Below are 13,695 nucleotides of genomic sequence, written 5' to 3' on the forward strand. Positions count from 1 at the left end.
GGATTTATAGGGAAATGGCTGATTTCATTAAGTACATCGTGTCTGAGCTGAAAAGCAAACGCCTGCCAAAGGATAGCGCGCGCGCGCTGCTCGAGCAATTTTCCAGGGGGGCGGGCGCGGGCCGGGCGGGAGTACTGCACCCGCTGCTGCATGCCAATACATCGGACTTGAGCGAACAAAGCTATGCCAGCTGGTTTGATGGCCAGGAATTCTTTCTTTCCCATCATGTAGCCAGGCTGGACGCTGACGCGGGCCGCAAGGTACTGCCGGCCGTGGCCTATCTCGAAATGGCGCGCGAGGCGATCCGGCTCGCGCTGCCGCCTGCCGCACCGGGCCTGGCACTGGAACTGAAGCAAACGGTATGGGCGCAGCCGATTGTGGTCGACAGGCGCAGCAAGATCAGCATCGCGCTGCACGCAAACGACAGCGGCGACATCGAATTCGAAGTCTTCAGCGAGGTAGACGGGCAGGAACGGGTGCACTGCCAGGGCAGCGGCGCCTACTTTGCCGCCGCCTCCCTGGATCGGCTGCCGCTCGCCGCGCTGGAGCAGCAGATGCAGGGCCACTGGCTGTCCGGTGAAACACTATACGCCCAGCTGTGGCAGATGGGACTTGAATACGGCTCATCGCATCAGGCAGTCGAAGGCATGGCGCGCGGCGATGGACAGGCTTTGGCGCGCCTATGCCTGCCCGCGGAACTCGAGGCCGACGCACCATCCTATGTACTGCACCCGAGCCTGATGGACGGCGCACTGCAGGCATGCATCGGCCTCATGGCCCCGGCCGAAGACACGGCCGCACAATTGCTGTTGCCATACGCTGTCGAATCGGTGCGCATTGCGCGCAGCTGCACCCAGCGCATGCTGGCCTGGGTCAGGCAAGCGCCAGGCTCCACTGACGCGCTGCGCAAGCTGGACATTGACCTGTGCGATGAACAAGGGCAGGTGTGCGTCCAGATGCGTGCCTTCAGCGCGCGCGCAGTCAATGCCAGTGTGGCCGCGCCGGTGATGGTCTGGGCCACACCCCAGTGGCAGGCAGCGCCGCTGGCAGTGCGAGCAGGCGCTCGGGAAGCGCAACAGCGCCATGTGCTGCTGTCGGGATTGGAGCACGTGCAGGCGCCAGTGCTGGAGCGCAACATGCAGGCACCAGGACAAGCCACGCGCTGCCTGCACCTGGCGCCGGGCCAGGCGCGGTCCGCCGATGCCGCCCATCGCTACACGGCCGAGGCGCTCGCTTGCCACGAACAAGTGCAGGCGCTGCTGCGCGCCATGCCACCAGGCGGCGCCCATCTCCAGCTGGTCATGGCCGACGACGCTGAAGCATCGCTGTCGGCGGGCCTGGCGGGCCTGCTGCGCACCGCAAGCCAGGAAAATCCGCAGCTGCGTGCGCAGGTCGTACTGGTCGATCCTGCCATGGAGAGCGGCGAACTGGCGCGCACGCTGCAAGCCGAGCAGGGACCGCAAACGCTGGTGCGCTACCGCGCCGGCCAGCGTGAGGTCCAGGGTTGGCAAGAACGGCCCTGGCAGGGTGAGCAGTGGCCGGTGGCCTTCAGGGATGACGGTGTGTACCTGATTACCGGCGGGTTGGGCGAACTGGGGCGGCTGTTTGCCGGAGAGATTCTGCGCCGGACGGCCAGGGGGCAGGTTTTCCTTACCGGCCGCGCACCACTTGACGCAGCGCGCAAGGAGCACCTGCATGGCCTGTCCGGCGGCGCCAGGGTGCATTACCGCCAGGTCAGCCTGGAAGACCTGGCCCAGGTCCGGGCCCTGGTCGACGCTGTCGTCATGTCGCATGGCCGTCTCGACGGCATCATTCATAGTGCGGGGCAAATTGCAGATAACTTCATCTTCAAGAAGAGTGCCGCCGAATTTGACGCGGTGCTCGCTCCCAAGGTCATTGGCACGCGCAACCTGGACCTGGCCAGCCAGACGCTGGCGCTGGATTTCATGGTGATGTTTTCCTCGCTCGCCTCGGCCATGGGCAATGTCGGCCAGGCCGACTATGCCAGCGCCAACGGATTCATGGACCAATATGCGTGGTATCGCAACGCACTGGTTGAGCAAGGTGCGCGCAAAGGCCGCACGGTCGCCATTAACTGGCCACTGTGGGCGCAAGGCGGCATGCAAATGGAGCAGGCCAGTGCGGCCTGGCTGCACAGCACAGGCCTGCAGGCCCTCAGCAGCGAGATGGGGCTGCAGGCGTTTTACGGCGCGCTCAACGAGGATGGCGGCCAGGTAATGGCCTTGCAAGGCGAGCGCCAGCGGCTGCAGCGGGTGCTCACCCAGGGGGCGTTCAGTGCGCAGCCGGCAACGGCTGGCGTAGTTCCGGCGGAGCAACGTGCCCCGGCAGCCGGCGACACCATGCTGGAAGAATCGACGCAGGGCTATCTGCGCCGGCAACTGTCGGACGTGCTGCAATTGCCGTCCAGCCGCATCGATGTTCACGCTGCGCTGGAAACCTATGGCATTGACTCGATCGTGACCATGAACCTGACGCGTGTACTGGAAAAGACCTTCGGACCGCTATCCAAGACCTTGTTGTTCGAATACCAGACGCTGGCCGCGCTGGCACAATATTTCGTCCTGGCGCATGGCGCGAAGCTGAGTGAGCTGTTTGCCCGGCCGGCGCCGGCCGAAAGCCTGGCGTCCCCGGCCGTTCAGGCAAACGCGGTGCCGCCGGCCTCCCGCAGGAAGAGCAGGCGCAATGTCAATGCGCAAGTTCCCGCGCCGGCGCCAAACCGCCCGGATGAAGCGATCGCCGTCATCGGCCTGAGCGGACGCTATCCGCAGGCGCGCGACCTTGACGCCTTCTGGCACAACCTGCGCGAAGGCATCGACTGCGTCACCGAGGTGCCGGCCGTGCGCTGGGATTGGCGCGCGCACTACAGCACCGACCGCACCGAGCCGGGCCGCCACTACAGCAAGTGGGGCGGCTTCATCGAAGGCGTGGACGAGTTCGATCCGCTGTTTTTCAATATTTCACCGCGCGAAGCGCGCAATATCGACCCGCAGGAACGGCTGTTCCTGCAGCATGCCTGGATGGCCATGGAAGACGCCGGCTACACCCGCGCCGCTTTGCAGGTCGCGCAGGCTGGCGACCTGTCCGGCCAGGTAGGGGTGTATGCCGGCGTGATGTACAGCGAATACCAGCTGTTCGGCGCCGAAGCCGGGGTAGCGGGGAGACACATACCGATTGCCAACAGCTTCGCCAGCATCGCCAACCGTGTGTCGTATGCGCTCAACCTGCACGGGCCGAGCATGACGCTCGACACCATGTGCTCGTCGTCGCTGACGGCGATCCACCTTGCCTGCCAGGATCTCAAGCTGGGCCGCACCGACATGGCCATTGCCGGCGGCGTCAACATCAGCATCCACCCGCAGAAATACCTGATGCTCAGCGCCGGCCAGTTCATCTCCAGCGACGGGCACTGCCAGAGCTTCGGTGAAGGCGGCGACGGCTATATCCCGGGCGAAGGCGTGGGCATCGTGGTGCTCAAGCGGCTGTCCGAAGCGCAGCGCGACGGCGACCAGATCCACGGCCTGATCCTGGGCAGCGGACTCAATCACGGCGGCAAGACCAACGGCTATTCGGTGCCGAATCCGCACGCGCAAAGCCAAGCGATTGCACGCACCCTGGCGGCAGCGAACGTCGACGCCCGCCACATCAGCTACGTCGAAGCACACGGCACCGGCACCAAGCTGGGCGACCCGATCGAGATCGCCGCCCTGAGCCGCGCCTTCGGCCACTACACGCAAGAGCACGGCTTTTGCCGTATCGGCTCGGCCAAGTCGAATATCGGCCACTGCGAATCGGCCGCCGGCATTGCCGGCCTGATGAAGGTGCTGCTGCAGATGCGCCATGGCGAGATCGTGGCCTCGCTCCATTCGAGCAAGCTCAATCCGCACATCGATTTCAGCCGCACGCCCTTTGTCGTCAACCAGCAGCGCGTCGCCTGGGAGCGCCCGCGCATAGACGGACGCGAGATCGACCGCATCGCCGGCCTGTCCTCGTTCGGCGCCGGCGGCTCGAACGCACACATGATCGTGCAGGAATACCGGGGCGGCGGCCAGCCCGCGTACAGCGCCACGGGACCGGCCGTCATCGTGCTGTCGGCGCGCACCGCCGAGCAGCTGCAGCACAAGGCGCAGGATCTGCTGGCCTATCTGGCGCGCCAGGGCGACAGCGCCGACCTGGCCGGCGTGGCCTACACCTTGCAGGTGGGACGCGAAGCGATGGACGAACGCCTTGGCCTGCTGGCCGGCAGCGCCGGGCAGCTGATGCAAAAGCTGCAGGCCTTCGTGCTGGGCGAACAGGATGGCGAAGACGCCTACCGCGGCCATGCCAGGCGCAGCCGGGAGGGCATGGGGCTCATCAGCCAGGACGAGGACATGCAGGAAGCGGTCGACAAATGGATCGCCCGCAAAAAACTCGGCAAATTGCTCGAACTGTGGGTCAAGGGCCTGGAGGTGGACTGGAGCAAGCTGTACGCAGGCAACAAGCCCACTCGGATCAGCCTGCCTCTCTACCCATTCGCCCGCGAACGCCACTGGCTCGATGCGGAACCAGCCGCAGAGGGCCAGGCGAGCAAGCTGCACCCGCTGCTGCATGCGAATACCTCGGATTTGAGCGAACAACGCTATACCAGCTGGTTTGACGGCCGCGAATCGTTCCTCTCCCACCATCAAGTTCGGCTGGGAGGAGACGCGAGCCGCAAGGTACTGCCGGCGGTGGCCTACCTGGAAATGGCGCGTGCCGCGATCAGGCTCGCTATGCCAGATGCGGCGCCAGCAGGCACCCTGGAACTGAAACAGGTCGTGTGGGCGCAGCCGGTCGTGGTTGACAGCCGCAGCGAGGTGAACATTTCGCTGCAGGCTGGCGCCGATGGCGAGATTGAGTTCGAGGTCTACAGTACGGCAGACGATGGACAGGAGCGCTTGCATTGCCAGGGCCGGGCGGCCCTGGCAGTGGCGCAGCCCCGGGCGCCGCTCGACCTGGCGGCGCTGGAAAGCCAGATGCAAGGCGATACGCTGCCGGGGATGACCCTGTACGAACGGCTACGCGACATGGGCCTGCTGTATGGTCCTTCGCATCAGGCCGTGGAAAGCTTGACGCGCGGCGAGGACCAATTGCTGGCCCGCCTGCGCCTGCCGCCGGAAGTGACAGGCCAGGCTGCGTCCTTCGTGCTGCATCCAAGCCTGATGGATGGCGCGCTGCAAGCCTGCATGGGCTTGATGACCGAGGCCGAGGGAGCGGCCGCAAGGCTGCTGCTGCCTTATGCCGTGGAATCGGTACGCGTCCTGGGTAATTGTTCGGCGCGCATGCTGGCCTGGGTCAGGCCTGCGTGCGGCTCGGCCAGCGCATTCAGCAAGCTCGATATCGACCTGTGTGACGAACTGGGCCAGGTGTGCGTCGAGTTGCGCGCCTTCAGCGTACGCGCGGCAGATGGCGCCGTGCTGGCGCCAGCGCCCGGTCTCCTGTGGACCACGCCGCAGTGGCAGGCAGCAGCTATCGAGGCAGCTGGCCAGCCGGCGCAACAGTGCCATGTGTGGCTGATCGGTCTGGCGCAAGTGCAAACCGGCGCCCTCGGCAGTGCCATGCAGGCAGCAGGGCAGGTCACGCGCTGCCAGCGCCTGGCGCAGGATGATCCGGCGGCCGATCCGGCGCGGCGCTACATGCGCGGTGCCGAGGCCTGTTTCGAGCAGGTCCAGGCTCTGCTCGGCACAAAATTGCACGGCCAGGTAAAGATCCAGCTGGTTGTCGCGGATGCGGCCGAAGCATCGCTGTCGGCGGGCCTGTCCGGCCTGCTGCGTACCGCCAGCCAGGAAAACCCGCAATTGTCCACGCAACTGGTATTGGTAGACCCGCTGATCGACACCGCCGACTTGGCCCGCACGCTGCAAGGCGAACAGGGGCTGCAGGCCGTGGTGCGTTACCGCGCCGGCCAGCGCCTGGTCCTGGGCTGGCAGGAGCAGCCGTGGCAGGGCGCGGGTTGGCCCGTCGCATTCAAGGACGATGGCGTTTATCTGATCAGCGGCGGGCTTGGCGGCCTGGGACGCCTGTTTGCCCAGGAAATCATGGCGCACACACGTACCGCGCAGGTCATTCTTACCGGCCGCGGGGCGCTTGACGCGGCCCGTCAGGCGCAGCTGAGCGGCATCTCCACGAGTGGGCGGGTGCAATATCGCCAGGTCGACCTGGAAGACCGAGTCCAGGTCGAGGCGATGTTCGACGCCATCGGGCGCCTTGACGGCATTATCCACTGTGCCGGCCAGACCAGCGACAATTTCATTGTCAAAAAAATATCTCAGGAATTGCGCGCAGTGCTCGCCCCGAAGGTGATCGGGACGATGAACCTGGACCTGGCCAGCCGCGCGCTGGACCTGGATTTCATGGTGCTGTTCTCATCGGTCGCCGCTGCGATGGGCAATATCGGCCAGGCCGACTACGCCTGCGCCAATGGCTTCATGGACCAGTACGCGCTGTACCGTAACGAACTGGTAGCCCAGGGGCAGCGCCATGGCCGTACGGTAGCGATCAACTGGCCGTTGTGGGAGCAGGGTGGCATGCAGATCGAGCCGGCCAGCCAGAGCTGGTTGCACAGCCTGGGTATCGACGCATTGCAGACGGCGGTGGGAGTGCAAGCGTTCCATGGCGCTCTGGCACTCGGCCACGCCCAGGTCCTGGTGATGCAGGGAGATCGGCCGAGGCTGGCCAGCATGTTGCTCCAAGGCACCGTCGCCGCTGTTCGCGACGATACGAGGCCGGCGCCATTGGCAAACCCGGCGCCGGCGCAAGACGGCATGCTCGAAGAACAAACCTGGCAGTACTTGCGGCAGCAACTGGCAGCAGTGCTGCAGGTGCCGGCGGAGCGCATCGACGTCCATGCTCCGCTCGACATTTACGGCATCGACTCAGTGCTGTCCATGAGCCTGACGCGGGAGCTGGAAAAAACCTTCGGCCCGCTGTCAAAAACGCTGCTGTTCGAATACCAGACACTCGGCGCGCTTGCACGCTATTTCATGAAAGATCACGCGCAGGTGGTGGGTGACAAAATAGGGGGCGGGCCGGCGTCGCCGCTGGCCGCTGCGGCAAAGCAGCCGGTTCTGCCTATGCCCGACAGTACCCACCGACGCAAGCGCCGCTTTGCCGCCGCAGGCGTAACGGATGGGGAAAACGCCACGGACACACAGCGCGTTGCAATCGCGATTATCGGCGTGAGCGGCCGCTATCCACACGCTGCCGACCTTGACGCCTACTGGGAAAATCTTAAACATGGCAGGGACTGCATAGGCGAAATTCCACCAGAACGCTGGGATCTCGCAGATTATTTCGACAGTAATCCGGCTCAGGCTGGAAAAAGCTACGGAAAGTGGGGAGGTTTTATTGCCGATGTCGACCGTTTCGATCCCCTGTTTTTTGGCATTTCCCCAAAAGAAGCCGAACGTATCGACCCGCAGGAACGCCTGTTCTTGGAAACCGCCTGGAAGGCCGTCGAGGACGCTGGCTATAGCAAGCAGAGCCTTGCAGGCAGCCGGGTCGGGGTATTCGTGGGCGTCATGTGGGGCCAGTATGAATTGCTAGGGCTGGAAGCGCTGCTCAAGGGGGGCACGACAGTTGCCAGCGCCTCGCACGCGTCGATTGCCAACCGGGTCTCATACATGTTCGACTGGCACGGTCCGAGCATTGCGCTCGACACCATGTGTTCGTCATCGCTGACTGCGATCCACCTCGCCTGCGAATCGATCCGCAGCGGCGACAGCGAGGCGGCGATCGCGGGTGGCGTCAACTTGTCGCTACATCCGAAGAAGTATCTGGGCCTGAGCCAGGGGAAATTCCTGGCCACCGATGGCCGCTGCAGGAGCTTCGGCGACGGTGGCGACGGGTATGTGCCGGGCGAGGGGGTTGGTGCCCTCGTGCTCAAGCCGCTCGAGCAGGCGCTGCGCGACGGCGATCACGTGTATGCCGTCGTGCGCGCCAGCGGCGTCAATCATGGCGGCAAGACCAACGGTTATAGCGTGCCAAATCCGACCGCGCAGGGGAATTTAATTCGTGAGGTGCTCAAACGCGGCGCGGTCGACCCAGCCAGTGTCAGCTATATCGAAGCCCACGGGACCGGCACCGCGTTGGGCGACCCGATCGAGATCAAGGGCTTGCTGGCTGCGTTTTCCGCCGATGCACAGGGCCGTCAGCCGTGCGCCATCGGTTCGGTGAAATCGAACATCGGCCATCTCGAGGCCGCAGCCGGGATTGCGGCGGTCACCAAGGTGCTGTTGCAAATCAAACATGGCCAACTCGTGCCGTCTCTGCACGCCGAGCCGGCCAATCAATACATAGATTTCGCAGCGACACCTTTCCAAGTGCAGACGGCACTGGCGGACTGGACGCCGCGCAACGGAGGCGCCCGGCGCGCATGCGTCAGTTCATTCGGCGCAGGCGGCTCGAATGCCCATCTCGTACTCGACGAGTACGTCGCCGCTCCCGTAGCGGTACGGCAAAGCGCGGCGCTGCCGGAAGTGGTCTTGCTGTCGGGGCGCGACACCGATGCGCTGCGCCGCTACGCGCACGATATGGCATGCTTCCTGGAGCGCGGCGCATTGCCCGCATTGGCCGACCTGGCGTACACCACGCAAGTGGGGCGCATGGCACAACATGTTCGCCTGGCGATTACCGCCGTGGATCATGCTCAGCTGGCACAACACTTGCGGCAATGGCTGGCACAACAGGACACAGGCGCCGGGGCAACGGCGCATTCTCTTGACGGGGTCTTCCAGGGCGACGCCAGAAGCTTGCGCGACAATACCGGCGACCTGTTCTCGGGCAGCAGTGACGCGTTTGCCAACGACCTGCTCGACAAGCGCGACCTGCCACGCCTGGCCCGGCTATGGGCGCTGGGTGTCGACTTGAACTGGCAGCGCCTGCCACGTGTCGCAGCGCCGCTGCGCGTGTCGCTGCCGACATACCCATTTTCCCGCGAGCGCTACTGGATCGAGAGCAACGATGCTCCGATTGCTCCGATTGCTCCGCCACCTCCGGCAGCGGCTATCGAAGCGGCCACATCAGTGTTCTACACACCGCAGTGGCGCACTGAAGCCGTCCCTGCGCATGTATCGCCAGGGCATCGGAAGCAAGTCATGCTGCTGCTGGGCGCGCCAGATACGCTCGCCGGCGCATTGCAGGAAAACGGCATCCAGGAGACGCTGATCATCCGCGTCAGCTGGGGCGACTCCTATGAAGGCGATGGCAGCAATTCCTTCCAGCTCGATCCGGCGCGGGCAGATCACTTCACGCGCCTGCTTGCCGCCCTGGGCGCGCAGCAAAGCCTGCCCGACATGATCGTGCATCACTGCCCCGACACGCTGGATCTGTCGGATTCGCCGGAAAATATCGCTGCGGTGCACGGCATTCTTCCACTATTTCATTTGTGTAAAGCACTGCTGGCGCAGCAGCTGCGACGACCGGTGCGCTTGCTGTCGATGTATGCCAGCCATGCGACCAATCCAGCACCGCACAGCGCCGCGATCGCCGGCTTTCTGCGCTCGCTAGTTCTGGAAAATCCGGTGTTTGCCGCCATCGCGCTCGACGTGCACGGTGCGGCACCGGCCGCTCCGGAGCAGGCCGGCGCCATCCTGGCCGAGTTGCGCGGCGCGCGCCCCGGCATGACAGCGGTACGGCTGTCATGCATAAATGCAACTTTGTCGCGCCAGATCCTGGAACTGGTGCCGTATGCGCCCCTGCCGGCGGCAGCCGCTGTAATGCCGGTGAAGCAGCGCGGCGTGTATCTCATCACTGGCGGCCTGGGCGGGCTAGGAGTGGTATTTGCCGAGTATTTGGCGCGCAGCTGCCAGCCAACGCTCATTTTGGTAGGCCGTAGTGAGCCGGGTACCGCGCAGAGGAGGACGATCGAACGGCTTAAGCAGCTTGGCGCGCAGGTACGCTACGTGCGCGCCGACGTCACGCGCCGCGAGAGCATGGCCGCACTCATGCGCACCGTCAAGCGCGACCACTCCGTCATCCACGGCGTGATTCACGCCGCCGGTGTCACGCGCGACGCGTTTTTGTTGAAAAAGACGGAGCAGGAACTGGCGCAGGTGCTTGCGCCCAAGGTCGATGGCACCATCCATCTGGACTGGGCCACGCGCGACGAACCGCTCGACTGGTTCGTACTGTTTTCCTCGGTTGCTGCAATAACCGGCAATCCGGGCCAGGCCGACTATGCCTACGCCAACCATTTCATGGATGCCTTTGCCCAGGCGCGCGATGACTGGCGCCGCGTGGGAAGGCGCTGCGGCCAGTCCTTGTCCATCAATTGGCCCCTGTGGGTGGAGGGCGGCATGGCCATTGCACCCGCTGATATGGCGCGCATCGAGCAAAAAACGGGCATTCGGGCTTTGCCCACGGCGGACGGCTTGCACTGTTGGGAGCAGCTACTCGCCTCTGGGCGAACACAGGCAGTGGCCCTGTACGGCAAGGCGGCTGACATCGATGCATTCATCCGGCCCGCCTGGCAGCAACCGGCGGCAGCGGCCTCTGTGCCAGCGCCGGGTCTTCTGCCGGACGACCTGACCGGAGCCGCCCAGCGTTATCTGCAAACGCTCATTGGCGAGGAAATGAATTTGCCCGCGCAACGCGTCGATATGCGGGAACGCTTCAGCGCCTACGGCTTCGATTCGGTGATGGTGGCCAGGGTGAATACCCGGCTGGAGCAGGATCTGGGGCCACTCTCGAAGACACTCCTGTTCGAGTACGAGACGGTCGAGGAGCTTGCGCGCCACCTGGTTGCGCACCTGCATCCTGCGCTGGCGCGCTTGCTTGCGGGCCCGAGCGCTGAAGCGACAATGGCGCCGGCTGCCATGCAAGCTGCCGTGCAGCCGCTGCCGCCGCCAGTGCAGGCGCAGGCCGCAGCGGCACACGAGCCAGGCGAAGCAATTGCCATCATCGGCATGCACGGCGAGTATCCTGGCGCAAAGGATCTCGATGCGTATTGGGAACATCTAAAACATGGAAACGATCTGATCGAACTTGTTCCTGCCAGCCGATGGGATCATGCAGCCCTCTACAGCGCCGATCCGGCCGAGGCCGCGCATGGCAGGATTTATTGCAAGTGGGGCGGCTTCCTCGACGACGTCGACCAGTTCGACCCGGCATTCTTCAACATCCCCACCGATGAGGCGCGCCTCGTCGATCCGCAGGAACGGCTGTTCCTGCGGTCGGTATGGTCGGCCATCGAGGATGCGGGGTACACCAGGGAGGCCTTGCGCCAGCGCCACCCGCGTGGCAAGGGGGCGGCGGTCGGCGTGTATGTCGGAGTGACAACCAATACCTATAACCTGCTCAAGACCGCAGGCACGGGCGACGATGCTGGCGTATCTGCCAGCGCCTTGCCATGGTCGATCGCCAACCGCGTTTCCTATTTCTTCGACTTCGAAGGCCCGAGTATGCCGGTCGACACGGCGTGCTCGTCCTCGCTAGTGGCCATTCACCTGGCGTGCGAAAGCCTGCGCAGCGGCGGCTGTGAAGTTGCCGTCGCCGGCGGTGTGAACCTGTACCTGCATCCGGCCAAATACCAGTCCCTGTGCAGCCGGCGCATGGTGTCGTCCGATGGACGCTGCCGCAGCTACGGTGCGGGCGGCGATGGCTTTGTGCCTGGCGAAGGCGTGGGAACGCTCATCCTCAAGCCGCTACGCCTGGCAATCGCTGACCAGGACCGTATCCACGGGGTCATCCGGGCCAGCGCGACGGCTCACAGCGGACGCTCAAACGGCTATTCAGCCCCGAACCCGAATGCCCAGGCGAGCCTGATCGAACACGCGCTGAAGCAGGCAGACATCCATCCCGAGTCGATCAGCTATATTGAAGGCCATGGTACCGGCACGCCACTAGGCGATAGCATCGAGATCGCGGCATTGACCAAGGCGTTTCGCCAGCAGTCGGCTGGCACGCACTTTTGCCCGATAGGATCGGTCAAGGCGAATATCGGCCATGCCGAGTCGGCCGCTGGTATCGCCGGGATCACCAAGGTGCTGCTGCAGATGAAGCACCGCCAGCTGGTGCCCACGATTCATGCAGCACAGGCCAATCCAAATATCGAATTCGAGACAACGCCGTTCTACCTGCAGCGTCACCTGGCGCAGTGGCCGTCGCGCGATGGGCAGCCACGCCGCTCGCTCGTCAATTCCTTTGGCGCCGGAGGCGTCAATGCATGCGTGATACTGGAAGAGCATATTGCACCAGTGGCCGCCGCCCGGCGCGGCGCGCAAGAGGCCGTGCTGGTACTGTCGGCCCGCAGCGAGCAGGCATTGAGCCAATATGCCGAAGTTTTGCTGTCATACCTGCGCCGCCACCCGGCGCTCGATCTGGGAAGCGTTTGCTTTACGCTGCAGCACGGCCGCGAAGCCATGGAGCAGAGGCTGGCCGTAGTTGCCACTGGCCGCGACGAACTGATTGCGCGGCTCGCCGCATGGCGCAGCGAAGGAAGTGCCGGCGTCTACCGCGGGGTGGTGGAGACGCACCAGGCAAAGGCGGACGTCGGCTCGCAGTATCCGTCCGCCCTGGACGCCGCGCATGGCGCGGCGCAGGCATGGGTCGGCGGCGGCGAGGTGGACTGGAGCGCACTATACGGCGCCAGCTTGCCTGCACGAATCAGCCTGCCAGCCTATCCATTCGAAAACCAGCGCTACTGGGTCAGCGACCTGGCGCCAGTGCACACGGCCGCCGCCGCTGCACCAGTGAACAGGGTCGCGGCAACCGGCATGCATCGGCTTCACCCCCTTGTATCGCACAATGCCTCGACCCTGAACCACGTCAGCTTCAGCTCGCACCTGCCCGATACAGCGTTCTATGCCGTCGATCACCAGGTCAACGGCGAGTATATTCTCCCCGGCTCCGCTTGCCTTGAAATTGCGCTTGCCTGTGGCGCACTGGCCGCCGAGCAACACGTGGCGGCCTTGCGCGATATCGTGTGGATTCGGCCGCTGAGTTTCCGTGAGGGGCCGCAGACGCTGCGCACAGTGCTCAAGCGCGTGGACGACAGCGTCGAGTATGCAATCACCTCGCTGGGCGAAGACCATGAGCGTATCGTGCATGCCGAAGGCCAGCTGCTGCTCGCTAGCCGCGCCGCGCATGCTGCAATGCAGGACGAGCCGGTACCACTCCGGGCGCTGTTGGCGCAAAGTGTACAGCGCTACGACGGTGTCCAGTTCTACGAACAGATGCGATGCCATGGCCTCGCGTACGGTCCCGCTTTCCAGCTCATCGAGGAAGTGCACTCCGGACAAGATTTTACTGTGTCGCGGCTAGTATTGCCAGATAGCCTCAAGAGCGAGTTCAGCGAATACACACTGCACCCGGCCCTGATCGATGCCGCATTCCAGAGCGTGGCGACCCTGCTCAACGCCGCTGGCGGACCGTTTCTGCCATTTGCGCTGGGGGAGGTCGACATCGTACGGCCGCTAACGCAGCTCTGCTACGCACTAGCCGAGTTTGCCGAAACTGGGCAGCCAGGCCGGACCGACGCCCGCAAGCTGCACGTTCGCCTACTCAACGAACGCGGCGAGCTCCTGGTCCGGCTTGGCAATCTATACGTAAGACAACTTTCCGACGCACCTTTTACTGCCATCATGAAGAGTCCGGACACGTTGATCGCTTGATCCTGGTCCCAGGCTTGTCTGGTCCACGAAATGCCAAAAGGTATGATTC

The 13,695-nt window shown here is 64.4% G+C and carries 1 protein-coding gene; it reads left to right on the forward strand.

The annotated features are described in order from the left end of the window. The first annotated feature begins 14 nt into the window (after positions 1-14). Positions 15-13,646, forward strand: a complete 13,632-nt coding sequence (locus GCN74_RS05255; RefSeq protein WP_152255661.1) for an SDR family NAD(P)-dependent oxidoreductase — start codon at positions 15-17, stop codon at positions 13,644-13,646. The last annotated feature ends 49 nt before the right edge of the window (positions 13,647-13,695 follow it).

Origin of the sequence: Janthinobacterium sp. FT14W, assembly GCF_009208755.1 — a bacterium.
Lineage (GTDB): Bacteria > Pseudomonadota > Gammaproteobacteria > Burkholderiales > Burkholderiaceae_D > Janthinobacterium > Janthinobacterium violaceinigrum.